Raw genomic sequence first — 25,212 nt, 5'->3', positions numbered from 1 at the left:
GTATGGCTTCTTCCGTCCCCGCCCCGCCAGCCCCGAGGACGCGGCTGTGGACAACCGCTCCGGCATGGGGGCCGGGCCCGAGGGTCAGCGGATGGTCAGCGCGTCCAGGTAACCCCTGAGGTTGCGCGCGGTCTCGGCGACCGAGTCGCCGCCGAACTTCTCGACGGCGGCCTCGGCGAGCACCAGGGCGACCATCGCCTCGGCGACCACACCGGCGGCCGGGACTGCGGTGACGTCGCTGCGCTGGTGGTTGGCCTGCGCGGGCTCGCCGGTCTCGATGTCGATGGTGTCCAGCGCCCTGGGCACCGTCGCGATGGGCTTCATCGCCGCGCGCACGCGCAGCGGGTCGCCGGTGGTCATACCGCCCTCGACGCCTCCGGCGCGGTTGGTGCGGCGGCGCACGCCGTCCGGACCGGGTTCGATCTCGTCGTGGGCGGCCGAACCGCGACGGGCGGCGGTGCGGAAGCCGTCGCCGACCTCCACGCCCTTGATCGCCTGGATGCCCATGAGCGCACCGGCCAGGCGCGCGTCCAGGCGCCGGTCCCAGTGCACGTGGCTGCCCAGGCCGGGCGGCAGGCCGTAGGCCAGCACCTCGACCACGCCGCCGAGGGTGTCACCGGACTTCTTGGTGTCGTCGACCTCCTCGACCATGCGGGCGCTGGTCTGGGCGTCGAAGCAGCGCAGCGGGTCGGCGTCGATCGCGGCCAGGTCCTCCGGGCGCGGCTCCGGGGCGTCCTCGGGCACCGCCACGGGCCCCATGGACACCACGTGGCTCAGGATCTCCACGCCCAGGGCCTGACGGCAGAACTGGCGCGCCACCTCGCCGATGGCGACGCGGGCGGCGGTCTCACGGGCGCTGGCGCGCTCCAGGATCGGCCGCGACTCCTCGTGGCCGTACTTCTGCATGCCGACCAGGTCGGCGTGGCCGGGACGGGGCCGGGTGAGCGGCGCGTTGCGCGCCACGCTCTCCAGCTCCTCGGCGGGCACCGGGTCGGGGGACATCACCTTCTCCCATTTGGGCCACTCGGTGTTCCCGACCTCGATCGCGACCGGACCCCCCTGGGTACGGCCGTGTCGGATGCCCCCGATGACGGAGACCTGGTCCTTCTCGAACTTCATCCGGGCACCCCGCCCGTACCCGGCGCGACGGCGGAGCAGCGCGGCGGCGATGTCGTCCGAGGTGACGGACACACCGGCCGGGAGGCCCTCAAGAATCGCGACGAGTGCGGGTCCGTGGGACTCCCCCGCGGTCAGCCAACGCAACATGTGCACGATCCTTTCACGGATCGGTGCGCGGTGGCGCGCCGGGTTCAGGGTTGTGGAAGTTGTGGAAACAGCGCTCCTCCCGTCAGGACGGTGGCCAGCGCGGCGGCGAGCATGAACGGACCGAGCGGGAAGGGATCCCTGCGGGTGAGCCGCCGCAGCGCCATGAGCACGACCCCCACCAAGGAGAAGGCGGCGAAGGCCCAGAACACGGCGACCAGCGCGCCGAGGGTCCCCGCCGCCCACCCCGCGTACAGCGCGGTGAGCCCGGAGAGCTTGACGTCGCCGAACCCCAACCCTGCGCTGTGCACCCGCCACAGCAGCCAGTACAGCACCGTGACCAGGACCATGCCGGCGAGCGCCCCGGCGGCCCGGTCGGTGTCGGGCCCTTCGGGGGGCAGCAGGACGGCCAGCCCGATCAGGACCGCGGCGACGGGGTAGGCGGGGAGGACGACGGCGTCGGGCAGGCGCATGACCCGCAGGTCGATGACGGCCAGCGGCACGCCGACGGCGGTCAGCCAGAGCACGGCCAGCACGCCGAACGGCAACCAGTGGGGTTGGAGGGTGGCCCACAGGCCGACGCAGCCGAAGAGCGCGGCGGTCACGACGACGACCGCGGGGTGGGACCGGACGACCTGCTCGCAGTGGGGGCAGGCCCCCCGTCTTCGGAACGTCCGGGACTCCACCGCCGGGAACCAGCGCAGGAAGCGCAGCTCGGCGCGGCAGTGGGGGCAGCGGGGCGGCGGCGGGCCCTCGTCGTCCTCCGGCGGGATCCGGCGCCCGCCGTGCACGTCCTCCCCGGTGTCGGGGACCGCGGTGGCGTCGTCGCGCGCGGGCTGGACGTGCCGGTCGGCGGAGGGCGTGAGCGAACCGCGGGAGGCGGGTGCGGGCGGCGGGTTGGCGGGGCCGAAGAGGTGGACGAGGCGGCCGTTGACCCGGCCCACCACCACTCCGAGCAGGGCGAGGAGGACGGCGACGGACGCCGTCCACAGGTGCGGGTGGAGGAGGAGTGTCGAGGGGGTGGGCATGATGGGAAGCTACCCTTCCGGGGCCCGCGGCGACACCGCCCGGTCCGGCCTGTGGAAAACCCCCCGTCCGCGGACGCCGCGGCACCGCGCGCCCGCACGGGGCACGCACGGGACGAAGGTCCGGAGCGGCCCGCCACCGCGGGCCTCTCGGCCCGGCCGGAGGCGCCCGGGACGGAGTCAGTCCCGGTCGGCGGTCCCGGGCCCGCTCGGGGGCGCGTCGTCGCGCTGGGCGCGCACGACGGCGCTCAGTTCGATGCCTCCGGGCAGCACGTGCCGCAGTTCGGCGGTGAGCCGCTCTGCCACGCGGCGCAGGACCTCGTCGTCGCGCTCGTCGAGTTCGAGGCGGATGCCGATCTCTCCGCGCTCGGAGGGGTGGATGCGGACGCGCTCGATACCGAACTCGCCCTTGGTGACCTGGTAGATGAGTCCGAGGACCTGCGGGTCGTCCTTGGGCTCGGGGACGGCGCCGGTCTCGGCGATCATGCCGAGGAAGGGGCCCTGCACGGTGTAGGGCACGGGGCCGGCCACGTCGAGCACCAGCGCGTCCGCCTCCTCCTCCAGGGCCGCCTGGCAGGCGTCCCTGACGGTGAAGGGCACGGGGCGCGCGTCCGGGCGCCAGCGGCGGACCGCGTCCACGGAGGTGAAGGCGAGCATGCCGCGCCGCCCGTCCCTGCCGGTCATGATCGGGACGGCGACCTCGCTGTTCTTGTCCTTGGTGAGCCCGCCGACGCCCTCCTCGGTCTCGGTGGCCACGGCGACCACGGGGATGAGCACGCGGGTTCCGCTGAGCGCGGCCAGCACCTGGCGGTCGCCCGTCGCGCCCGTCGCGTGTTCGCGCAGGCGCGCCTCGACCCCGGGATCGACGCTGCCGTCGTCGTCGCGGAAGTTCTGGGCGCCGATGATGGATGGTCTGCTCACGTGCACCGACTCTACCCGTGGGGCGCGGGGCCTGTCGCGGGCACGCCCGAAACGGCGCGAACCGGGCGGCGCGCCCGGCCACCGGCCGACTTCGGGGTTTCCGAGCACACGAAACGGGCGGGCCCGCGGGGACGGCGGGCGCGGGGCCTCACCCCCGCCGGGCGGCCTCGCCCTGCTCCAGCGCGCCGATGATCGAGCCGAGCTGGGCGACCTGCTCCTCGCTGAGGCGGTCGAAGACCAGCGAGCGCACGCGCGCGGCGTGGCCGGGCGCGGCCTGGCTCAGGAGGAGGGAGCCCTTGTCGCTGAGCACGGCCCACAGTCCGCGGCGGTCGTCGTCGCAGTGCTCCCGGTGCACGTAACCGCCGCGTTCGAGCCGTGCGACCTGGTGGGAGAGCCTGCTCTTGGACACGATGACGCTGTCGGCGAGCACCCGCATGCGCATGCGCCGCCCCTCGGCCTCGGACAGGTGCACGAGGATGCCGTACTCGATGAGGGAGAGGCCGGTACGGGCGCGCAGGTCCTTCTCCAGCTCGTCGTAGACCCAGGCGTTCATCCTGAGGAAACCACGCCAGACGTGCTGTTCTTTGACGTCAAGCCACCCGGCGTTGTTCATGCGGCCCATCGTAGCGGCGTGTCCGAAACCCCCGCTCCGCCACACCGTCGGGCCCCGCGTCGGCTCGCGTCGAAGGAACGCCTTGCATGAGGGCCCGGCATTGCCTAAACTCCTCTTCCGAGGAAGATTCTTCTAAGGCGTCTTGTTACACCTCAGCGAATGGGCCCGGTCCCCGGGTCCGCCGACCCGACAGGGAGACACCATGGCAGCGCAGGAACTCCAGGCCGGAACCTGGAAGATCGACACCGCCCACAGCGTCGTCGGCTTCTCCGTACGACACATGATGGTCAGCAAGGTCCGCGGGCGGTTCGAGAAGTTCGACGCCACGCTGACGGTGCCCGAGGACCCCACCCAGGCGTCCGTCGAGGCCACCATCGACGCCAGCTCGATCAACACCGACAACGGTGACCGCGACAACCACATCCGCTCCGCCGACTTCTTCGACGTCGAGAACCACCCGGAGTTCACCTTCCGCTCCACCGGCGCCGTCGCCAAGGGCGAGGACTTCGTCCTCCAGGGCGAGCTGAGCATCAAGGGCAACACCCGCCCCGTCGAAATCGCGCTGGAGTTCAACGGCTCCACCATCGACCCCTACGGTCTCAACCGCGCCGGCTTCACCGCCTCCACGCAGATCAGCCGCAAGGAGTTCGGCGTGGACATCGAGATGCCGATGGACGGCGGCGGCGTGGTCGTCGGCGACAAGATCACCATCGACATCGACGCCGAGTTCACCCGCCAGGCCTGAGCACGTCCGTGACGGCCGGGCGGACTCCGGGCCGGACGAAGCAGGGGAACACGCGGGACGGGACGGCCTCCCGGAAGTTTTGACGACACACCGTCATCACCTTCGGGGCCGCTCGGATATCGTCAGCGGGGGGAGGGCGCACAGCCCTCCCCCCGCTCGTGTCACGCGTGCACGCCACCCGCCGACCAGGAGGTCCCGTGTCCCCGTCCAACCCCTTCTCCCCCGAGGTCGTCGCCGCCGTCACCGCACACATGAACGGCGACCACCCCGAGGACACCCTGCTCATCTGCCGCGCGCTGGGCGGCCGGCCCGAGGCCACCGCCGCGCGCATGACGGGCCTGGACGGCGACGGCGGCGACTACGCGGTCACCGTGGACGGAACCGAGCACGCCGTGCGCGTGCCGTGGGCGCGACCGCTCACCGAGCGCGCCCAGATCCGCGCCGAGGTCGTGCGCATGTACCAGGAGGCCTGCGACAGGCTCGGCGTGACCCCGCGCGGAGGGCACTGAGCACCACGGGCGGCACCGGACCCTCGTACCGCAGGGGCGCACCCCGGCACGGACGGGGCCGAACAGGCGGTCCCGCACGGCGGAGCGGGGCCGGTGCGCCGGGGTCGGCGCGGACGGCGCCGGGGCGGGCGCAGGGCCGCGGCACCGGCTTCCCGCCCCGGAGCGCACCGTCTGCGCGTTCCGGGCGGAACTCCACGCGCCCACCGGGAGTCAAAGGAGACGAGGGGCTACGCCGAGGAACCCGCACCGGGGCCCGAAACGGCGCGCGAACCGCGCCGCGCGGACCTACCCTGGAGGGGCCCTCGTTCCCCCGCAGGTCCACGACACCAACGCCTATCCGAAGGATGGCTCCGACCCCGATGGTCACGCCCGACCCCGGTGACGAGAACGCGCCGACCCAGCGGATCGAACCCACCGCGCCCACCACACGCATCGGCCCCGACGAGGGCCGCACGCGTGCGGCCCGCACCCACCGGGCCACCCGTGTGTTCCGCCCGGGAACGGCCCCGGGGAACGACACCGAGCCCACCCGTGTCTCCGCCCCGGCCGCGGACCGCACCAGCGTCCTGCCCGGCGCCGGTCAGGCGGACGCCACCCGCACGGCCGCCTCGGCCCCGGGCACGCGCCCCGCCCGCACCATCCCGGGCGACGGCCGCACCGACGGCCGCGCGCCCTGGTGGCGAACCCTGTTCGGCCCGCTCCTGGACTGGATGGCCCGCCTGGTCTCGCGCGTGGTGGTCGGCCCCGCCAGCGACCTCGACTACGCCGTCCCCGCCGAACTGCGCCGCCGCTACCGCGTGCTCGACCACATCGGCGCGGGCGGCGAGGCCGTCGTCTACCTGGCCGAACCCACCGACTCCCCCGGGCGCCGACTCGCGCTCAAGGTGTACCGGCCCGGACACGACATCAACCGCGAACTCCTCGACCGCCTGCGCGCCCGCGGCACCGCCTCACCGCACACCCCCGCCATCCAGGGCTACGGCACCGCCGCCAGCTCCTGGGGCGAGGACCTGGCCTGGGAGGCCCAGGAGTACTTCTCCCACGGCTCGCTGCGCGCGCTCATCGACCAGGCCCCGCTGCCGGACGACCGCGCCCGCGCCGTGGTCTCCGCCGTCGCCGAGTGCCTGCACCACTGGCAGGACGAACTCCAGCACAACCACACCGACGTCAAGCCCGAGAACCTGCTCGTGCGGTCCCTGGACCCGCCGGTCGTGGCGCTCACCGACTTCGGCGGCGCCGTGCGCGCCACCATGAGCCGCGTCTACGGCGGACTGGCGGTCACCGAGGACTACGCCGCGCCGGAGGTCGTCGAGGGCCGCCGCGAGGCGCCCGCGGCCTGGTGGTCCCTGGGCGTGATCGTGCACGAACTGGTGGCCGGACGCCGCCCCGAGCGCGGCGGCAACTGGCTGACCGCCCGCAACACCGAGGTGGACATCTCCGCCATCACCGACGAGCGCTGGCGCCTGCTGGCCCGCGGCCTGCTCACGCTCGCGCCCTCGGCCCGCTGGGGATACGACGAGGTCGCGCAGTGGCTGGCGGGCGAGCGCCCGCAGATCCGCGCGGTCAAGCGCCTGCGCCCCATCGAGTTCGCCGGAGCCAGCCACGAGGACCCGCCGAGCCTGGCCTTCGACCTGCTCGACCGCTCCGAGACCGGCGCCATGTGGCTGCGCACCCACTGGTCGCAGCTGCGCAGCTGGCTGGACCGCGAGGTCAACGACTACACCTTCGACCGCGCCTACCTGACCGGCCTGGACGCCCACCCCGAACAGGCGCACGTGGCGATCAGCGCGCTGGCCGCCCGCTACGTGCCCGGGATGCCGCCGCGCTTTCGCGGCCACGAGATCAGCGCCGACGGGCTGCTGGACCTGGCCACCGGCGACGCCAGCCGCCACGCGGTGGTGCGCGAGGCCGTGACCTCGGGCGCGGTCGGGCTGGGCGCCCAGCACTGGTGCCCGCACCCGGCCTGCCGCTCGGGCGGTTCGGGGCGGTGCGCCCTGCTGGAGCGCGTCCAGCACGAGGTGCCCCTGATCATGCGCAAGGTGTCCGAGAACGTCGACCAGCTGGTCGGCTCGGGCCCCGACGCGCCCCGGCGCCCGGACACCCACGAGACCGACACCGCCTGGGCCAGGGCGGTCGAACTGGTCCTGCTCCCCGACACCGCCTCCCGGAGCCGGTCGCTGCTGCGCCGCCAGTCCTGGCACCCGCGCCAGCGCACCGCCGCCCCGCACGCCCCGTGGTGGGTGGAGCAGCGGCGCCTGGCCCTGCGCGACGCCAACGGCCGCGACGCCCTGGCCACCCGGGCCGCCCTGATCACGGCGGTGCTCCTGCTGCCCGAGGCGGCCCGGGTCGGCGGCGCGGTCGCCGAGCGCGAGCGCGCCGACGGCAGGGCGCGCCGCCAGGACCGGTGGGCGTCGCTGGCCGGTTCGGCCGGTGAACGCTGGTCGCAGGTCCGCGAGAAGGCGGCCGGAGTCCGCAGGCGCGCCGCCGGGTCCTCCGCGCCCGGCCGCCCGGAGGACGCGGCCGCCCCGCACCCCTACAACCCCGCGGGACCGCAGGACCCCTCGCTCGACCCCCGCGAGCAGGAACGCCGCAGGCGCCGGGCCGACAAGACCATGGGCCAGATCCAGCGGGCGATGAAGGCGGGCGCGTGCCGCCGGTTCGCCTACCCCGCGGCGCTGCTCGGGCTCCTGGACGGCCTGGGCCGCGTGGTGCGCCCGCAGGAGGGCTTCTATCCCGAGAGCGAGTTCGTGACCTCGGCCTACACCGGACTGCTGGACGCCAGCAACGGCGTCGTCCTGGGCTGGCTGTCGGAGGTCACCGGGGCCGTCACCGGTCTGCTGCCCGGCGACACCGGTGCGGCGTGGTGGCTGCCGGTGCTGCTGTCGGTGCTGCTGGTGGCGCTGGGCCGCTCGGCGGCCAGCAGGAAGCCCACCTCGCGGGCCCGTCGGCGCCTGGGGGCCTTCCGCCTGGCCGTGGTGGGAACGCTGTTCATGGTGGTGGTGCTGTTGTCCACGGGCCTGCTGGCGCTGGGCTCGGGCGTGCTGATCCCCCTGGACGGCCTGCTCGCTTAGGTCGTGTCCCGTGGACCGTGCGGGACCCGCGGCCCCGCCGGGCCGCCTCCCGCCGCACCGGCTCCGCTGGACAACACCGGGCCGCGCCCGCGCGAACCGTGGTGCGGTGGACGGCCCGAGCGGCCGCTCCCCGGTCCGAAGGCCCGCGCGGAACACTCCCCGGCGGGTCGGCCGGGGCCGTTGGGGGCGGACCCCTCCGCCCGGCCGCGCCCGCCCGGGTGCGCTCAGGGCCGGAGCCGGCTCAGGGTGTAGCCCCGCCCGGCCGGGTCCAGGGAGCGCGTGGCCCGCTTGAACAGGTACTCCGCGCGCGGGTAGGACAGGCGCCCGCGCCCCGTCAGCGGGCACAGGTCGGCCGCGGCGGGACGGCGCGCCGGCCCCGGACGCCGGTCGGCCAGGAAGAGCGGCCCCCGGTCGCGCCCCGCCACGAGCTGGGGCAGCAGCCGGGCGGTCCCCGACCGCCAGCCCACCCAGCCGCCCTCCGTCCGCGCGCGGCGCTCCTCCAGGTCCAGGTCCTCCACATCGAGCGCCAGCACGGGCTTCACCCGGGCACCGGACTCGTACAGCAGCCGCCACAGCACGCGCTCGCGCAGCGCGAAACCCTCCCCGTCGCACAGGCGCGCCACGGTCTCGGGGCCGAGCGGCACGTGCGTGGAGCGGTTCTCGCCGCGCCGTTCCAGGTCCGCCGCGAGGTCCTCCAGCCCCGCCCAGGCGCAGAAGGAGCGCACCGTCGACCGGTGCCGGTTCCACGTGCGCGGGGCCGCACCGCCCCAGGCGGTGGCGAACACGCCCGCCACCCGTTCGGGGGTCAGGTCGGCCAGGGGCAGCCCCTCCCCCAGCGAGCGGCACAGCCGGTCCAGGGTCTGGCCGTAGGAGCGCAGCGTCTCGGGGTCCAGGTCGTCGCGGCCCAGGAACTCCCGGGCCGTCGCGCCCAGGCCGGGTCCGGTCGGCTCGGGTACCGCGGTCTCCTCGGCCCGGCGCAGCAGGAAGGCGCGTTCGGCGGCGTTCTCGGCCAGCGCGGCGGCGCGCTCGAACTCCCGCCGCGCCTCGGCGGCCCGGCCCAGCCGCAGGAGCAGGTCCGCGCGCACGCCGGGCAACAGGTGGTAGTCGCGCAGGGCCGGGTCCCCCGCCAACCCGTCCACCAGTGCCAGCCCCTCCTCCGGCCCGAGCGCCATGCCGACCGCCACGGCCCGGTTCAGGCGCACGACCGGGGTGGGCAGTCGCACGACCAGCTGGTCGTAGAGGGAGGCGATACGGGCCCAGTCGGTGTCCTGCTCGGCGGTGGCCCGGGCATGGCACACGGCGATGGCCGCCTGGAGCACGTAGGGGCCGGGCGGGCCGCCCGCGTCACGGGCGCGCAGCATGGCGGCGAAGCCCCGGCGCACCAGCAGGGGGTCCCACCGGCCCCGGTTCTGCTCGTGCAGTCGGACGATCTCGCCGGAGGGGCCGGTCCGGGCCCCGGCCCGGGACTGCTGGAGCTCCATCAGCGCCACCAGGCCGTGCACCTCGGCCTCGTGCGGCACCAGTTCGGCCAGGGTGCGGCCCAGCCGCAGCGCCTCCAGGCACAGGCCGGGGCGCATCAGGTCCTCTCCCGAGGTCGCCGCGTAGCCCTCGTTGAAGACCAGGTAGACGACGCCGAGGACGGAGGAGAGGCGCTCGGCCAGCTCCCGGCCGTCGGGCAGACCGAAGGCCACCCCCTCCTCGGCGAGCAGCCGTTTGGCCCGGGCGACGCGCTGGGCGATGCGCCCCTCCCCGGTGAGGAAGGCGCGGGCGATCTCCCCGTTGGTCAGCCCGGCCACCAGGCGCAGGGTCAGCGCGACCCGCTCCGGAGCGGACAGCACCGGGTGACAGGTGACGAACAGCAGGCGCAGGACGCCGTCGTCCGGGGCGGGCGAGCCCTCGGGACCGCGCTCCAGCTCGTGGGCGATCTCCTCGTGCTTGCGCTCCAGGCGCTGCTCCCGGCGCAGGCGGTCCAGGACGCGGCGCTTGGCGGCGGTCATGAGCCAGGCGCCGGGGTTGTCGGGGATCCCCTCGCGGGGCCACTGCTCCAGGGCGGCGACGAGGGCGTCCTGGGCGCACTCCTCGGCGGCGCCGACGTCGTGCGCGATCCGGGTGAGCGAGGCGACGATCCGCGCCGACTCCATCTTCCAGACCGCGTCGACGGTGTGGTGGACATCGGTCACACCGACGATGACAGCACCGGCCGGGCGCGTGCGCAACCCGGCCGGCGCCGCGGCCGGTCAGGGACCGAAGACCTGCTGGACGACGCTCTCACCGTCGCCGACGATGCGGCGGAAGCGGCGGGCGACTTCGAGGGCCTCCTCGCGGGAGCGGACCTCGACCAGGGCGAACCCGGCCACGGCCTCCCTGGCCTCGGTGAACGGGCCGTCGGTCACGGTGATCTCGTCACCGGCGGAGACCACCTGGGTACCGCCGGGCTCCAGTCCCCCGGTGGCCAGAAGGACTCCGGAGGCGGTGAGTTCCTCCACGAACGCGGCCATCTCGGCGTACAGGCCCTCGTCGTCGCGGGCGTTCTCGGCGGGGCGGGTGGTCATCAGGAAGCGCACGGCGTGCTCCTTCGTCTCGTTTCGTTGCCTTCGGACATACGTCGAACGGGGTGATGTGACAGGGAACGCGATCGTTCCCTGTCACATCGCCGTAGCGACGTGAGAAGGAGAAGCACAGAACACGAGAGAGGACCCGGCCATGACCGCCACCCCCGTCCCCACCGCCACCGCGCCCCGTGTCCGCCGCGCCACCGCGGACACCACCCGCGCGCTGCTCGCCGGCGCGGCCCTCGCGGCGCCCCTGTGGGCCGCCGTCTCCCTCGCGCAGGCCGCCGCCCGGGAGGGGTTCGACCTGACCCGGCACCCGCTGAGCGCGCTCAGCACCGGCGACCTCGGCTGGCTCCAGATCACGAACTTCGTGGTCGCTGGCGCCCTGACCGCCGCCGGGGCCGTCGGGCTGCGCCGGTCCCTGCGCGGTGCGCCCGGCGGCACGTGGGCGCCGCGGTTGATCCTGGTCAACGGCCTCGGCATGATCGCGGCGGGGCTCCTCGTCATGGACCCGGCCGACGGCTTCCCCGCCGGCACCCCCGCGGGGATGCCCGAGCAGCTCACCTGGCACGGCTACGGCCACATGGCCGCCGGATCGGTCTCCTTCGCCGCTCTGATCGCCGCCTGCTACGTCCTGGGACACCACTACGGCCGGACCGGCCACCGGCGCGCGGCCGCCGCCTCGCGTGTCGCGGGCACCGCCCTGCTGGTCGGCAACGGCTGGGCGATGACCGGCGGCCAGTACGGCTCGCTGACCCTGGCCGTCGGAGCCGTCACCGCCATGCTGTGGGTGTCGGCGGTCGCCGCGCTCCGCCTCCGAACCTCCTGAACAACTCACGTCACACGTGTCACGGGTCCCGCCGTGTCTCCCCCGCCGGGCCCGTGGGCTATGATCGCCCGGTTCGGCACACGGACGCATGGCCACGACGGGGAAGCAGGTGTCAGGTGGGTGAGGTGATCGAGCTGCGCTCGGGAGAGTACCGAGCGCGCGTCGACCGCACGGGAGCGGGACTGCGGGCACTCACCTGGCGCGGCCGCGACGTGGTCTGGCCCTACGACGGGGACGGCCCCAAGGCCTTCCAGGGCCAGGTGCTCGCGCCCTGGCCCAACCGCGTGACCGAGCACGGCTACCGCTTCGACGGGGTCGAGCACCGCCCCGAACCCAACGACCCCGCCACGGGCACCGCCATCCACGGCCTGGTCCACGACCGGGCGTGGACGCCGGAGACGGTCTCCGAGGACGCGGTCGGACTGCGGCTGGACTTCGGGGGCGGGCCCGGCTACCCCTTCCCCCTGGAGATGACCGTCGCCTACCGGCTCTCGGCCGACGGGCTGACCGTCGCCACCACCGCCCGCAACCCGGGCGGCTCCCCCGTGCCGTTCGGGCTGGGCTTCCACCCCTACCTGACCCTGGGCGAGCCGCTGTCGGCCCTGGCCGCGCGCGGGGAGTTCGCGCTGGAGGTCACCGCCGGCACCCGCCAACCGGTGGACGGTCAGATGCTGCCCGTGGGCGACCCCGTCCCCGTGGACGGCGGCGACTTCGACTTCCGCCCGCCGGGCCGCCAGCTGGGCGACACCGTCCTGGACACCGCCTTCACCGAACTGGAGAGGGACGCCGACGGGCGCGCGTGGGTGCGGGCGAGCGGCCCCGAGCACCGGGTGTCGCTGTGGTGCGACCGCGGCTTCGGCTGGTTGCAGCTGTTCAGCGCCGACACCCTCGGCGGGGACGACCACCGGGCCCACCTGGCCGCCGAGCCCATGACCTGCCCGGCCAACGCCCTGGCCACCGGCACCGACCTGATCGTGCTGGCCCCCGGGGAGTCGACCGCGCACGTGTTCGGCATCCTCGCCGAGTCCCTGGTCTGAGCCCGGCTCGCCAAGGCGCGCGGCGCCGTGACGCGGGCGGCGGGTCCGGCCCCGCCGGAAGGGGCCCGCGGCCGCCGAACCGACGACGGTGGCCATGCGAGGCCAGCCGTTCGGGGGCGCACGCGCGCCGGGATCCGGACACGGTTCCGGGCAGGGGGTTCAGCCCGAAGCGGACACGGCCGGGAGCGAGGGGCCCGGTCCGAAGCGGACACGGCCCCGGACAAGGGGCTCAGCCGGAACCGGAGGGCTCCCCGCCCAGCACGCCGCTGAGCCGCTCCAGGTCCTCCACCGTGTCGATGTCCTCCGGGCTGGCGATGTCGTCGCAGGCCACGGCGGTGACCAGATGGGAGTACGCGCGCAGGAACGGGCGCGCCCCCACGTCGTGCACGGCCATGGCGTAGGCCGTGGACCAGTGCTCGCGGCCCAGCAGCACGGGGTTGCGCTGGTTGCCGCGGTAGGTGGCCACCGCGGCGCGGGCGCCCTGCTCGTGCGCCTCCACCAGGCGGCGCACCGCCTCGGGGGTGACCAGGGGCTGGTCCGCCAGCGCGATCAGCACCGCGTCGACCGTGTCGGGCAGGGCGTCGATCCCGGCGCGCACCGAGGACCCCATGCCCGTCCGCCAGTCGGGGTTGTGCACCGTGTGGGCGCCGCGCACCGGGGTGTCGGCGGCGCCCAGCACCACCATGACGGGGGCGCAGCCGCCCGCGGTCAGCGTGCGCACGCCGCGGTCCACCAGGCGTTCTCCGCCCACCTCGACCAGCGCCTTGGGCCGCCCGAGTCTGCTCCCCGAACCCGCGGCCAACAGCAGGCCCGCCACCGGACCCGTACGCGTGCGCTCCCCGCCCTGCTCCTGCCCCCCAGTACCCATGACGTGATGATGCCACGCACGGGCGCGCGGGATGGGCGACCTGGCACAGCACGTCCGGCCCTGTTCCGCGACCGCCCCCACGAACCCGCCGTGACCAGGCACTCCACGGACCAGCGGGTTTCGGTTCACTTCACACGGTGGCCGAAACCGGCCGGAACCAGGGGTTTACCCGACGTGTCGTGGTGGATCCGGCCGCTGGTCTCACGCAGGGCCCGCCCGCTGCCGCCCCACCGCACCTGCACCAGCTCCGCGGCGATCGACACCGCCGTCTCCTCAGGGGTGCGCGCTCCCAGGTCCAGACCGATCGGCGAGTGCAGACGCGCCAACTCCGCCTCACCCACCCCGGCCTCGCGCAGCCGCTCCAACCGGTCCTCGTGCGTGCGCCGGGACCCCATCGCCCCGATGTACCCGGCACGGGTGCGCAGGGCCGCGCTGAGCACCGGCACGTCGAACTTGGGGTCGTGGGTGAGCACGCAGATGGCCGTGCGCTCGTCGATCTGGTCGGCGATCTCGTCCAGGAACACGTGCGGCCACTTGACCACCACCTCCTCGGCGGTCGGGAAGCGCTTGGCGGTCGCGAACACCGGCCGGGCGTCGCACACCGTCACCCGGTAACCCAGGTAGGTGCCCAGGTCGGCGACGGCCGCCGCGAAGTCGATCGCGCCGAAGACCAGCATGCGAGGGGCGGGCGCGAAGGACTGCACGAACACCTCCAGCTCGTCCCCGCGCCGCTGCCCGTCGGTGCCGTAGCGCAGCAGACCCGTGCTGCCCTGGGCCAGCATGCCGCGCACGTCGTCGTCCAGGGCGTCGGCCAGCCTGTCGCTGCCCAGGCCGCCCTCGGCGTGGCCGGGCCAGACCACCCGGCGCCGCCCCACCCGGCCCTGGTCGGAGGGGTCGGAGACGATGGTGGCCACGGCGACCGGCTGGTGCTCGTCGACCGCGCCGATCACCGAGCCCAGCTGGGGGTAGACGGACCGGTTGATCGGCTCGATGAACATGTGCAGTGTTCCGCCGCAGGTCAGGCCGACGCTGAAGGCGTCGTCGTCACTGACCCCGTAGGTGCGGCGCACGGGGACCCCCGTGCGGATGACCTCCAGGGCCTCCTCGTAGACAGCACCCTCCACGCAGCCGCCGGACACGCTGCCGACCGCCTCCCCCGAGGCGCTGACCAGCATCGCCGCCCCGGCGTCGCGGGGAGCGCTCTTGTAGGTGTCGATCACGGTGGCCAGCGCGAACGTCTCGCCCGACGCGTACAGGCCGGACACGGCCGCTCGGATGTCGCGCACGCGGTACCTCTTCCACGTTCCGTCGGTGGCTCTCGGTACCAAACTATGTGCCCCGCACAACACTCGGGAGCCACCGATCCTCAGGAATTCGGCGGCTCCCCCCGGAGGTTCCTACGAGCGGTCGGGCTCGCGGCCCTCGCCGCGCTCGTGCAGCAGCGCGCGGAACTCCTCCAGAGCGCGCCGGGCGGACTCGCCGTCGGCGCTCTGGATGGCCATCACCGCCAGGGTCGTGCCGTCGGACAGGTCCGCCGAGGGCCAGGGCTCGCCCTCGGGCATCCGCACGTCCACGACCTCCGCCCAGGACAGCACGTGGGTGCGGATGCTGTTGACCACCGTCACACCCTCCTCACCGGCCACCAGCCGCGGCCGGGCCAGCAGATGCAGGGCGGCCGCGATGGCCAGGCCCAGGCCCACCATCAGGACCCGGTCCATGACCCCCCAGCCGCCCGGCAGGATCGCGGCCAGGACCGCCAGGGTCGCCACGATCAGCAGCGCCAGGCCGTAGGCGACCCACCGCACCGACCGGGGCCGCCACGTCCTGGGCAGCACCGCCTGCCCCGATTCCTCGCCGTCCACGGGCTGTTCCCTCGTCCGCACCAACTGCTCCACTTCTGGACCGTGTCCGCCGCGGCCCCCGGCACGCCGCCAGGCCGCGTCCCGCGACGCCGTACCCCGCCGGACGGACCCCTCGGGCCCTCCGGCGCGCACCGCCCACCGAGGACCGCCAGCGGCCGCCCGCCGGGTCGGGACCCGCGCGCGACACCCCTTCGGCCGCCCGCGTGCGCGGACGGCCCACCACCGTCACCGGGCGCCACCGGACCGGATCAGCGGCGCAGCCCGCGCAGGGCCGCCGCCGTGTCCAGGGCGGCCAGCGCGGCCTCGGCGCCCTTGTCCTCGGCGCTCCCCGGCAGACCGGCGCGGTCGAGCGCCTGTTCCAGGGTGTCACAGGTGAGCACGCCGTTGCCCACGGGGGTGGAATGGCGCAGCGCCACCTCGGTCAGGCCGTGGGTGACCGACTGGCACACGTAGTCGAAGTGCGGGGTGCCCCCGCGGATGACCGCGCCCAGGGCGATCACGGCATCGTGCTTGCGGGCCAGCTCCTGGGCGACCACCGGGATCTCGACCGCCCCGGCCACCTCCACCACGACGGGCTCGGCCGCGCCCGAGGACGCCACCACCTCCAGCGCCCTGGTGAGCATCGGCTGGACCACACCCGCGTTCCAACGGGTCACGACGATGCCCACCGACATCCCCGAGGCGTCGACACCACTGCTGTCGGGGCGTCCTTCACCACTCATGGGCTCCTGCTTCCTCTCCGAACGAAGTGTGCGGCCCCGGACCACCACCGGGGCGGGCGCCGCCCCGGCCTTCCGGGGGCGCCGCGCGCGGGGCGGCCGGTCGGCCGCGCCGCGGGACCGGGGTCAGCGGACGACGCCGGTCAGGTCGTGGCCCATGCGGTCGCGCTTGGTGCGCAGGTAGTCGATGTTGTCCTCGGTGACGAAGGAGGGCATCGCCACCCGCTCCTTGACCCGCACCCCGTGCTGCTCCAGCCCCTCGGCCTTGGCCGGGTTGTTGGTCAGCAACCGCACGGACGACACCCCCAGGTCGGCCAGGATCTGCGCCCCGGCGCCGAACTCGCGCGCGTCGGCGGGCAGGCCCAGGCGCAGGTTGGCGTCCACGGTGTCCGCCCCCTGGTCCTGGAGGCTGTAGGCGCTCAGCTTGTGCAGCAGACCGATCCCCCGGCCCTCGTGGCCGCCCAGGTAGACGAGCACCCCGCGCCCCTCCTCGGCGATGCCGGCCATGGCGGCGTCCAGCTGGGCGCCGCAGTCGCAGCGGTGGGAGCCGAACGCGTCGCCGGTGAGGCACTCCGAGTGCAGGCGCGCCAGGACGTCGGTGCCGTCGGTCAGGTCCCCGTACACCAGCGCGACGTGTTCGGCGCCGTCGGCGGTGCCCCGGTACCCGATCGCGCGCCACTGGCCGTACCTGTTGGGCAGGCGCGTCTGGACCGCGCGGGAGACCAGCGGCGGGTGGGCCTCGGCCTCGGTGAGCGCCTCCCCCAGCGCCTCGCGGTAGGCGGCGAGCTGCTCGACCGAGACCAGCTTGAGGCCGTGCTCGTCGGCGAACGCGCGCAGCTGGGGCAGACGGGCCATGGTGCCGTCGTCGTTGACGACCTCGGCGAGCACGCCCGCGGGACGCAGACCGGCCAGGCGGGCGAAGTCGACGGAGGCCTCGGTGTGGCCGCGCCGGGCCAGCACGCCGCCCGGGCGGGCGCGCAGCGGCAGGACGTGGCCGGGGCGCACGAAGTCGGCGGGGCGGCTCCCCTCCGCGGCCAGCAGGCGGATGGTGCGGGCCCGGTCGGCGGCGGAGATCCCCGTGGTGACGCCCTCGCGGGCGTCCACGGTGACCGTGTAGGCGGTGCGCAGGCTCTCCTCGTTGCGCGCGGTCATCAGCGGCAGGTCGAGGCGGTCCAGGTCCTCCCCCTCCAGGGGGACGCACACCACGCCGGAGGTGTAGCGGATCATGAACGCCAGGAGTTCGGGCGTGGCGAGCTCGGCGGCGAAGATGATGTCGCCCTCGTTCTCGCGGTCCTCGTCGTCCACCACCACGATGGCCCGCCCCGCGGCGAACTCGGCGACGGCCTCCTCGATCGGGTCGAGGACGACGGCCTGGTCGATCGGTGTCGTGGCCGGGGTGGGTTCGGTGACGGTCATGGCCGCTCCCTGGGATGGGTCGTGGATGTGGGTGCTGGGGCGGGCGGCGGCCCGCCCGCGCGGGCCCGCCCCCTCGTGCCGTGCTCGGGCGCTCACGCCCGCGGGCGGACCGCCGCCACAGCGGTGATGCGTTCGACGTACTTGGCGATGACGTCCACCTCGATGTTCACGGTGGCACCGGTGGCCAGGCCGCCCAGAGTGGTCGCCCGCAGGGTCTCGGGGATGAGGCTGACCTCGAAGAACTCATCCTCGGCCCCGGGCTCGCTGACCGCGGAGACGGTGAGGCTGGTGCCGTCGACGGCGATCGAGCCCTTCTCGACCACGTACGGCGACAGGTGGGCGGGCAGCCCGAAACGCAGAACGTCCCAGTTGTCGCCGGGATTCCGGGAGACCAGGGCGGCGGTGCCGTCGACGTGGCCCTGGACGATGTGGCCGCCCAGGCGGCCGTCGGCGCGGGCGGCGCGTTCGAGGTTGACGGGGGAGCCCGGGACCAGGCCGCCGAGGCTGGAGCGGTCCAGCGACTCCTTCATGACGTCGGCGGCGAAGGTGCCCTCGCCCCGGTCGACGACGGTCAGGCACACGCCGTTGACCGCGATGGAGTCGCCGTGTGCGGCGTCCGAGCTGACCAGGGGGCCCCGGACGGTGAGGATTACGGCCTCACCCGTGGTTCCCGCGGCCTGGATGGAGACGACCTCGCCGAGTTCCTCGACGATTCCGGTGAACACGCCCTTGCCTTCCCTTCGCCTGGTGGCTCCGGGGTGAGGGGACGCGTGGAGAAGGGTCCACGAACAGGACGGCACCGGGGCCGCGCGTCAGCGGACGCGGGCGGCGAGGGACCGTCCCGACACGTACTGCCTCCCATCCGGACTTTCACCGTCGGTACCGGAATTCCACCGGTTCAACCGGCCGATGGACTCGGCCGGGTCGCGGACTGTCACCGCCGGTTCGGAATTACACCGACCCCGGAGCACGTGTTGAACTTGCTGGTAGGGATCCTAACCCCTCGTCAACAGGAGCGCCTAGCCGGTGTGACGCGAATCATCGGGCCCCACCGGCGGCGGCGCGGACGGCGCGCGCCCGGCCCGGCGGCCCCGGCGGGCGTGTCGCCGCGACCGCGCGTCCCGCCCGCTAGGAGGTCTCGGCCGCGGCCCCGGGCCGGGTGGCCAGGCCGCTGCGGACGAAGGCCTCCGGGGCCAGGAAGGAGGCCCAGAAGGTGATCGCGCCGTAGGCGACGAAGGACACGGCGGCGTCGGCGAGCCCGCCCAGGTGGCCGAAGAGCACGCTCACGAACACCTGCACCAGCACGATCACCGAGACGCCCAGGACGAAGCGGGCGGCCCGGGAGGCCAGGGCGCCCGCGGCGCTGTACCATCCGCGCCGGGCGAGCAGGGTGAAACCCACCAGCCCGCCCAGCAGGGTTCCGGCCACGGTGTACAGGCCGGTGAGGGTTTCGGCGGCCGGGTCGGCGGGGACGGCGCCGATCCACTCCTGGGGGACCGTCCAGTCACCGCGCGCCAGCAGCTGCCACAGGGTGGCCGCCAGGCAGGGCAGCAGGGCGGCGGCCAGGGCGTAACCCGCCCAGCGGGCGGTGTCCAGCCCCAGCCACCAGGCGATGACGCGCTCCTCCCAGCGCAGGACCGCCCACAGCAGGGCGGCGCCCAGCACCAGTCCGGCCACGACGTCGCTGATGAAGTGGGCGCCCAGGTAGACCCGCGAGAGCGAGACGAGCGCGATCACCGCGACCGCCGCCCACAGCACGGCGCGGCGGCCGGACCTGATGCCGAGGTAGCCCCAGGTGACGGTGGCGCCCTGGGTGTGCCCGGAGGGGATCCCGAAGCTGTCCGAACTCGTGTGGGCCGTGACGCGGGCGTCGAACCAGGGCGGCCGGGCCCCGTAGAGCAGGGACTTGAACAGCTGGTTGACCACGCCGGAGCAGGCCACCACGACGAACAGGCGCGCCCCCAGGCCGGGGTTGACGCACCAGAAGACCAGGGTGAGGGCGAGGATGACGAGCGTGTGGGAGCCCAGGTGGGTGACCAGGCCCAGCGGGTGGACGAGCCAGTCCCCCAGGTCCTGGAGCCAGAGGATGGGGACGGTCTCCGCCTCCCACAGCGCGTCCATGGCCAGGTGCTCGGCGGTCCAAGCGTTCAACGCGTACTCCCGGGGGTCCGCGCCTGGCAACGCGCTCACGCCGCGCCGCTCCCCCGCGCGCGCGAAGGCGGAGGGGAAGACGGAGCCGCGACCAAGCGAGATTCACGACTACGAGTCGCACAGCTTAGGGGGAGACGCCGGGCGGGGCCAGCGAAGGGCGGAACCGTGTCGCGATCGTTGCGCAGACGGACGTTCGGTTGTGGAGGGTCGGGCTTCGGGTTCAGGACTTGGCGGCCCCGGCGGCGAGGGCGCGCAGGGACTCCACGGCCTTGGCCGGGTCCTGGGCCCCGTAGACGGCCGAACCGGCGACGAAGACGTCGGCTCCGGCCTCGGCGGCCCGCTCGATGGTCTCGTCGCTGACGCCGCCGTCGACCTGGAGCCAGACGGAGGCCTCGCGGCTGTCGAGGATCTCGCGGGCGCGGCGGATCTTGGGCAGGACCACGTCGAGGAACTTCTGTCCGCCGAAGCCGGGTTCGACGGTCATGAGCAGGAGCATGTCCATCTCACCGACGAGGTCGGCGTAGGGCTCGACGGGCTCGGCGGGGTTGAGGGCCAGGCCCGCCCGGGCGCCGAGGCGGCGGATCTCGCGCAGCGTGCGCACGGGGGCCCCGGCGGCCTTGGCGTGGATGGTGACGCTGCCCGCGCCCGCTTCGGCGTAGGCGGGGGCCCAGCGGTCGGGCTCCTCGATCATCAGGTGGCAGTCCAGGGGGGTGTCGGTCGCCTTGAGCAGGGACTCCACGATGGGCAGGCCGAGCGTCAGGTTCGGGACGAAGTGGTTGTCCATCACGTCGACGTGGAGCCAGTCGGCGGACGGGGACACGGCGGCCGCTTCGTCGGCGAGGTGCGCGAAGTCGGCGCTCAGGATGCTGGGTGAGATCTGGATGGCCACGCGTGCAGTGTAGCCACGGCGGACGGGGGCGGGTGGTCCGGGTGCGGGGCCCGGAACTGCGGGGATGCGAAGAGGTTCTTCCCTCTCCCCCTCACTGTTCGGGGTGTCTTCGTGGAGGATCTTTACGACGTAGATCACAAATCGCCCTTTTCGGACATGTGGAGTGGCCGAGAGGAGTGGGGGGAGGGCGTCCGAGCGCACCTGGCACGGCTCCCGGGGAGGTGGGGCCCGTGCCAGGTGCCGTGGCGGGCACCCGCGCGCAGGAGCGGCCGGGAGGAATGGGAGATCCGTGAGCGAGGACACCGCGGCGGAGCTGGGCGTGGTCTGCGAGCACGCCCGCGACATCAGGGATCGGCTGGAACCGGTGCCGGGCGGCCCCGCGCTGGTCGACGCGGTGCTGGGGGCCGCGCGCGGCGGCGGGGACGCGTCGGCGGAGCTGGCCGGACTCCAGGAGGCTCTGGTCGCCCTCGACGGGCGCGGGCTGGCCGCCCACGCCGACGGAGTGCACCGGGTGGGGTCCGGGGGCGCGGGGGTGGCCGGGATCGGCCTGCCCCGCCCCGCCTTCGCCCTGTACGGGTGCCCCCAGGGCAGGTGCGCGCGCACGTGGGAGCCCACACCGGCCGAGGACGTGCCGGTCTGCCTGGTCAGCGGCGCCGCCCTGCGCCCGCCGCGGGGGCGGTAGGCGGTGGGCGGCCTGTGGGCGGAACTGGGCCGCAGGCTCACCGAGAGGTGGGTCGGCACCCTCGCGCTGCCCGGCGCCCTCTACCTGGCGGTCGCCACCGCCGCCTACGCCCTGGGCTGGTCCGGGGCGTGGGACGTGGGGCACCTGGCCGAGCGGGTCACCGGATGGGCCGCGGATCCGCGCGTGGACACCTTCGGCGGCCAGGCCCTGGTACTGGCCGCCGTGCTGGCCGGGAGCACCGCCGTGGGTCTGGCCGCCCAGGGGGTGGGCTGGCTGGTCGAGCGCCTGTGGACCGCCGCGGACTGGGAGCGGTGGCCGCCGCCGCTGCGCGGCTGGACCGGGTGGTGGGTGCGCTCGCGCCGCGCGCGGTGGGACCGGCTGCGCGGGGAGGTCGAGCGGGCGCGGAGCGGGGAGGCGGAACGGACGCGGAGCGGGGAGGCGGAACGGACGCGGAACGGGGAGGTCGAGCGGGCGCGGAACGGGGAGGCGGAACGGACACGGCGTGAAGGCGGGGAGGCTCGGCGCGGGGGCGGCGAGGTCGGGCAGGCGCGGGACAGCGGCCGGGAGGAGGCGTTCGCGAAGGCCTACGACCGCATGGCGAGGGTCTCCCCCGAGCGGCCGGAGCGCCCCACCTGGTGCGGTGACCGGATCGCGGCCGTGCGCACGCGGTTGGCCCGCGACCACCGGGCGGACCTGGCCGTGCTGTGGCCGCACCTGTGGCTGGTCCTGCCGGAGGAGGAGCGCGTGGAGGTCACCGCGGCCCGCGAGGACCTGTCCCGCGCCACCGGGCTGACGGCGTGGGCACTGCTGTACCTGCCTCTGACCGTGTGGTGGTGGCCCGCCGCGCTCGTCGCGACGGCCGTGGCGGGGATCGCGTGGGTGCGTGCCCGATCGGCGGCCGGGAACTACGCCACGCTGGTGGAGGCCGTCGTGCGCCTGCACGCGGTGGAACTGGGCGACCGCGTGGGGGTCGCGCATGAGGGAACGTTCAGCGGGGAACTGGGCGAGCGGCTGACCCTGCGCCTGCGCGCGAGCATCCCGCCGGTGCCCGTGCTCGCACCCCTGGTGTCCGGGCCCCCGCCGGTGGCCGCACCTCCGCCGGGGCCCGCGCCGCCTCCGGTACCCGAGCCCGCGCCGCCGTCGACAGCGGACGCCGCCGCCCCCGGGCCGGAGGGCGAAGGACCCCTATAGGTGGCGAACGCCTCGGTCGGCACCGGACGCCGTCGCCCCGGGCCGGAGGACGAAGGACGCCCCGCCGCCCCGGACGGGTTGTCCACAGGGCTCCGCGGAAGAGCGCGCAGGCCCCTACCCTGGTATCGGGGGCGCCGCGGGCGTCCGTCGGCGCGGTGACATGCCCCCGTGTCCCAGTGTGACCGGCCGTCCCGCTCCCGCCCACCCCGGATCCCCTCCTGTGGACAAGTCCCAGGACTCCCCGGACCGGGCCGGTGAGGGGACCGCCGCGCGAGCGGCCCCCACGGCTTCAGGACCGCTCGGCCCCGGGGCTGCTCGGACCTAGGACCGCTCGGACCTGCGCAGCAGCGCCAGGAACATCGCGTCGGTCCCGTGCACGTGCGGCCAGAACTGGACGTACCTTCCCTCCGGACCGGCCGCGAGGTCGGGCACCCCGTCCAGGTAGTCGGCGGCGCGCAGCAGCGTGAGGTCGTCGCGCTCGGAGAGCACCCGGCCCACGATCCCGTCGGTCTCGTCCAGGTGCGGCGAGCAGGTGACGTAGGCGACCACGCCGCCGGGGCGCACGGCCTCGACCGCGCTCGTCAACAGGCCGTGCTGGAGCGGCGCCAGCTCGGCGGCCGAGCCCTCGGTGCGCCGCCAGCGCGACTCCGGGCGTCGGCGCAGCGCGCCCAGGCCCGTGCACGGCGCGTCCACCAGCACCCGGTCGAAGGCCCCCGGCCGCCAGGCGGGCCTGGTTCCGTCGGCGACCACGACCCGGCCCGCGTCGCGCGGGGAGCGGCGCACCGCACCGGCCACCAGTCCGGCCCGCGCGGGCTGCACCTCGGCGGCCAGCAGGCGGGCGTCGCGCTGCCCGGCCAGGGACGCCAGCAGACCGGCCTTGCCGCCCGGTCCCGCGCACATGTCGAGCCAGCGCGCGTCGTCGCCGTGGGCGTCCACCCTGGTCAGGGCGAGGGCGACCAGCTGGCTGGCCTCGTCCTGCACCGCGGCCCGGTTCTGGTGCACCTCGCGGATCGCCGCCGGGTCTCCCTCGGGCAGGTAGGCGGCGAACGGCGAGTAGCGGGCCTCCTCGGCACCGGCGGCCACCAGGTCGGCGACGGTGGCGCGGCCCGGCTTGGCCACGAGGGTCACGCGGGGGCGCTCGTTGTGCGCGGCGAGCAGGCGCTCGGTCTCGACCAATCCGTTGGCGGACCGCTCCCCCAGCGCCCGGGCCAGCGCCTTGACCATCCAGCGCGGGTGGCTGTGCACGACCGACAGGTACCCGCTGGGGTCGGTGGCGCGGTCGGGGGCGACCACGGCCGTCCACTCGTCCAGGTCGCGGGCGGAGACCTTGCGCAGGACGGCGTTGACGAACCGGCCGCGGTGGTGGCCCACGACCCTGCGGGCCAGGTCCACGGTGGCGCTGACCGCGGCGTGCGGCGGGATCTTGGTGGACAGCAGCTGGTGGGCGCCCAGGCGCAGCAGCGGCAGCGCCTCGGTGTCCACGGAGGCGAGCGTGCGGTCCACGCAGGCCTCCAGGATCGCGTCGTAGGTGCCCTGGAGGCGCAGGGTCCCGTAGGTCAGCTCGGTGGCCAGGGCCGCGTCGCGGCCGCTGATGCCGCGTTCGCTGAGCAGGGCGGGCAGCAGCAGGTTGGCGTAGGCGTCGCGCTGGCCCACCGCGCGCAGCACGTCGTAGGCGACGCGGCGGGCGGGGTCGCGGGGCGGGGACTGTCCGTCCCCGCCCCTGCCGCCGCCCTGCGCGGGCTTCCCGCCGCGGCGGGGACGGCGGTACGGGGATCGGGACTGCTCGCTCAACGTGTGCTGCCTCAACAAACCGGGGACGGGACCGGCGGGCTCAGCCGCCAGGTCGAGACTACGGCAGCTCAGCGCCCCAGGCGGTCCTCGTCGCCGGGGCGCACGCCGCGCGCCCAGTCGACCGCGGCCATGGCGCGCTTGCCCTGCGGCTGCACCTCGCCCAGGACGACCGGGTGGGTGGCGGTCCCGACCAGGACCCGCTTCTTGTCGGCGTGCAGCTGGCCGGGGTCGAGCGCGGGTGTGTCGGCGTCGGTGAGGGGGGTGACCGGCCCCACCTTGAGGCGGCCGCCGCGGAAGGTGGTCCAGGCGCCCGGGGCGGGGGTGCAGGCGCGGGCCGTGCGGTCCACGCGCAGGGCGGGGGCGGTGAAGTCGAGTTCGGCGTCCTCGGGGGTGAGCTTGGACGCGTAGGAGATTCCGTCGGCGGGCTGCTCCACCGGGCTGAGCCGGTCGGCGGCGATGCCGTCGATCGTGCGGACGAGGAGTTCGGCGCCGGAGACGGAGAGCCGGTCGAGGAGTTCGCCGCTGGTGTCGGTGGGGCGCACGGTCTCGGTGAGGGTGCCGAAGACGGGACCGGCGTCGAGTTCCTTGACGATCCGGAAGGTGGACGCGCCGGTGATGTCGTCGCCGTGCAGGACCGCGTGCTGGACGGGGGCGGCGCCGCGCCAGGCGGGCAGCAGGGAGAAGTGCAGGTTGACCCAGCCGTGGCGGGGGATGTCGAGCGCGGACTGGGGCAGCAGGGCGCCGTAGGCGACCACGGGGCAGCAGTCGGGGGCGATGTGTGCCAGCCGCTCCAGGAACTCGGGGTCTCCGGCCTTGGCGGGTTTGAGGACCTCGATGCCCTCGCTCGCGGCGAGTTCGCCGACCGGGCTGGCGGAGACCTTCCGGCCGCGCCCGGAGCGGGCGTCGGGGCGGGTGACCACGGCGGCGACCTCGTGGCCGGAGTCGATCAGTGCGCGCAGGGACGGTACCGCCACCTGCGGTGTTCCGGCAAAGACAAGCTTCAACGTGGGTTCCCCTCCACCGAGGTCTGTCGGTTCCCCAGTTCTACCAGTGGCGCCGGGCCGCGCCGCCCGGTGCG

General features: G+C 74.9%; 23 protein-coding genes and 1 riboswitch. Of the genes, 7 read left to right on the top strand and 16 right to left on the bottom strand.

The genetic code is table 11. The annotated features are described in order from the left end of the window. Window positions 1-84 precede the first annotated feature (84 nt). From aroC to EV372_RS18660, 4 genes are all read right to left on the bottom strand, one after another. Entirely contained in the window at window positions 85-1,266 is a 1,182-nt protein-coding gene (aroC, locus tag EV372_RS18675; protein ID WP_130397022.1) for a chorismate synthase, read from the bottom strand. Window positions 1,267-1,310: 44 nt separating this feature from the next. Further along, window positions 1,311-2,291 (bottom strand): prepilin peptidase, encoded by a 981-nt coding sequence (locus tag EV372_RS18670; RefSeq protein WP_130397021.1) that lies wholly within the window; start codon window positions 2,289-2,291, stop codon window positions 1,311-1,313. 177 nt (window positions 2,292-2,468) lie between these two features. Beyond that, window positions 2,469-3,209, bottom strand: a complete 741-nt coding sequence (locus EV372_RS18665; RefSeq protein ID WP_130397020.1) for an SseB family protein — start codon at window positions 3,207-3,209, stop codon at window positions 2,469-2,471. A 148-nt stretch (window positions 3,210-3,357) separates the two neighbouring features. Beyond that, window positions 3,358-3,831, bottom strand: a complete 474-nt coding sequence (locus EV372_RS18660) for a MarR family winged helix-turn-helix transcriptional regulator (RefSeq protein ID WP_372497295.1) — start codon at window positions 3,829-3,831, stop codon at window positions 3,358-3,360. Window positions 3,832-4,024: 193 nt separating this feature from the next. Between EV372_RS18660 and EV372_RS18655 the strand changes: the two genes are divergently transcribed. The 3 genes from EV372_RS18655 to EV372_RS18645 all read left to right on the top strand — a co-directional run bounded on the left by EV372_RS18655 (window position 4,025) and on the right by EV372_RS18645 (window position 8,147). Next, window positions 4,025-4,567, top strand: a complete 543-nt coding sequence (locus tag EV372_RS18655; protein WP_013151923.1) for a YceI family protein — start codon at window positions 4,025-4,027, stop codon at window positions 4,565-4,567. A 197-nt stretch (window positions 4,568-4,764) separates the two neighbouring features. Next, on the top strand, window positions 4,765-5,076 hold the full coding sequence (locus EV372_RS18650; RefSeq protein WP_130397018.1) for a DUF2470 domain-containing protein: 312 nt from the start codon (window positions 4,765-4,767) through the stop codon (window positions 5,074-5,076). A gap of 359 nt (window positions 5,077-5,435) precedes the next feature. Continuing rightward, window positions 5,436-8,147 carry a serine/threonine-protein kinase gene (locus tag EV372_RS18645; RefSeq protein WP_130398991.1) on the top strand — a complete coding sequence of 904 codons (2,712 nt, stop codon included), beginning with the start codon at window positions 5,436-5,438 and terminating at the stop codon, window positions 8,145-8,147. 224 nt (window positions 8,148-8,371) lie between these two features. Here the strand turns inward: EV372_RS18645 and EV372_RS18640 are convergent, their stop codons facing one another. Both EV372_RS18640 and EV372_RS18635 read right to left on the bottom strand, forming a co-directional pair. Then, entirely contained in the window at window positions 8,372-10,327 is a 1,956-nt protein-coding gene (locus EV372_RS18640) for a sigma-70 family RNA polymerase sigma factor (protein WP_130397017.1), read from the bottom strand. Between the two features lie 57 nt (window positions 10,328-10,384). Beyond that, window positions 10,385-10,711 (bottom strand): YciI family protein, encoded by a 327-nt coding sequence (locus EV372_RS18635; protein ID WP_130397016.1) that lies wholly within the window; start codon window positions 10,709-10,711, stop codon window positions 10,385-10,387. 139 nt (window positions 10,712-10,850) lie between these two features. Between EV372_RS18635 and EV372_RS18630 the strand changes: the two genes are divergently transcribed. Both EV372_RS18630 and EV372_RS18625 read left to right on the top strand, forming a co-directional pair. Then, the gene (locus tag EV372_RS18630; protein WP_130397015.1) at window positions 10,851-11,528 is read left to right on the top strand and encodes a DUF998 domain-containing protein; all 678 of its coding nucleotides are present in this window, start codon (window positions 10,851-10,853) and stop codon (window positions 11,526-11,528) included. Between the two features lie 116 nt (window positions 11,529-11,644). Further along, window positions 11,645-12,565 carry an aldose 1-epimerase family protein gene (locus tag EV372_RS18625; RefSeq protein WP_130397014.1) on the top strand — a complete coding sequence of 307 codons (921 nt, stop codon included), beginning with the start codon at window positions 11,645-11,647 and terminating at the stop codon, window positions 12,563-12,565. A gap of 229 nt (window positions 12,566-12,794) precedes the next feature. Here EV372_RS18625 and EV372_RS18620 read toward each other — a convergent pair whose 3' ends face one another. From EV372_RS18620 to rpe, 8 genes are all read right to left on the bottom strand, one after another. After that, window positions 12,795-13,382 (bottom strand): nucleotidyltransferase family protein, encoded by a 588-nt coding sequence (locus EV372_RS18620; RefSeq protein WP_094801532.1) that lies wholly within the window; start codon window positions 13,380-13,382, stop codon window positions 12,795-12,797. Window positions 13,383-13,558: 176 nt separating this feature from the next. Beyond that, on the bottom strand, window positions 13,559-14,719 hold the full coding sequence (locus EV372_RS18615; RefSeq protein ID WP_130397013.1) for an XdhC family protein: 1,161 nt from the start codon (window positions 14,717-14,719) through the stop codon (window positions 13,559-13,561). A 111-nt stretch (window positions 14,720-14,830) separates the two neighbouring features. Further along, window positions 14,831-15,295, bottom strand: a complete 465-nt coding sequence (locus EV372_RS18610) for a PH domain-containing protein (RefSeq protein ID WP_130398990.1) — start codon at window positions 15,293-15,295, stop codon at window positions 14,831-14,833. A gap of 248 nt (window positions 15,296-15,543) precedes the next feature. Next, entirely contained in the window at window positions 15,544-16,017 is a 474-nt protein-coding gene (ribH, locus tag EV372_RS18605) for a 6,7-dimethyl-8-ribityllumazine synthase (RefSeq protein WP_130397012.1), read from the bottom strand. 123 nt (window positions 16,018-16,140) lie between these two features. Beyond that, a complete protein-coding gene (locus tag EV372_RS18600; RefSeq protein WP_130397011.1) occupies window positions 16,141-17,430 on the bottom strand; it encodes a bifunctional 3,4-dihydroxy-2-butanone-4-phosphate synthase/GTP cyclohydrolase II in 1,290 nt (429 codons plus the stop codon). Between the two features lie 92 nt (window positions 17,431-17,522). Then, window positions 17,523-18,155, bottom strand: coding sequence for a riboflavin synthase (locus EV372_RS18595; RefSeq protein WP_130397010.1), 633 nt, complete (start codon window positions 18,153-18,155; stop codon window positions 17,523-17,525). Window positions 18,156-18,274: 119 nt separating this feature from the next. Next, a riboswitch (FMN riboswitch) is annotated at window positions 18,275-18,405 on the bottom strand. 153 nt (window positions 18,406-18,558) lie between these two features. Next, complete coding sequence (locus EV372_RS18590) at window positions 18,559-19,581, bottom strand: phosphatase PAP2 family protein (RefSeq protein WP_197044280.1); 1,023 nt, start codon at window positions 19,579-19,581, stop codon at window positions 18,559-18,561. Window positions 19,582-19,801: 220 nt separating this feature from the next. Continuing rightward, window positions 19,802-20,470, bottom strand: coding sequence for a ribulose-phosphate 3-epimerase (rpe, locus tag EV372_RS18585; protein WP_130397009.1), 669 nt, complete (start codon window positions 20,468-20,470; stop codon window positions 19,802-19,804). A 289-nt stretch (window positions 20,471-20,759) separates the two neighbouring features. Between rpe and EV372_RS18580 the strand changes: the two genes are divergently transcribed. Further along, window positions 20,760-21,152, top strand: coding sequence for a hypothetical protein (locus EV372_RS18580; RefSeq protein WP_130397008.1), 393 nt, complete (start codon window positions 20,760-20,762; stop codon window positions 21,150-21,152). 3 nt (window positions 21,153-21,155) lie between these two features. Then, complete coding sequence (locus tag EV372_RS18575; RefSeq protein ID WP_130397007.1) at window positions 21,156-22,343, top strand: hypothetical protein; 1,188 nt, start codon at window positions 21,156-21,158, stop codon at window positions 22,341-22,343. A gap of 321 nt (window positions 22,344-22,664) precedes the next feature. On the opposite strand, the gene EV372_RS18570 is transcribed toward EV372_RS18575, so the two are convergent. Both EV372_RS18570 and fmt read right to left on the bottom strand, forming a co-directional pair. Then, window positions 22,665-24,134, bottom strand: coding sequence for an RsmB/NOP family class I SAM-dependent RNA methyltransferase (locus EV372_RS18570; RefSeq protein WP_130397006.1), 1,470 nt, complete (start codon window positions 24,132-24,134; stop codon window positions 22,665-22,667). Window positions 24,135-24,202: 68 nt separating this feature from the next. After that, the gene (gene fmt / locus EV372_RS18565) at window positions 24,203-25,138 is read right to left on the bottom strand and encodes a methionyl-tRNA formyltransferase (protein WP_130397005.1); all 936 of its coding nucleotides are present in this window, start codon (window positions 25,136-25,138) and stop codon (window positions 24,203-24,205) included. Between the last annotated feature and the right edge of the window lie 74 nt (window positions 25,139-25,212).

It is taken from the genome of Nocardiopsis sp. CNZ308 (assembly GCF_004217075.1).
Note: the sequence above shows the minus strand (reverse complement) of the source record. Positions and strands in the feature narration are given on the sequence as shown.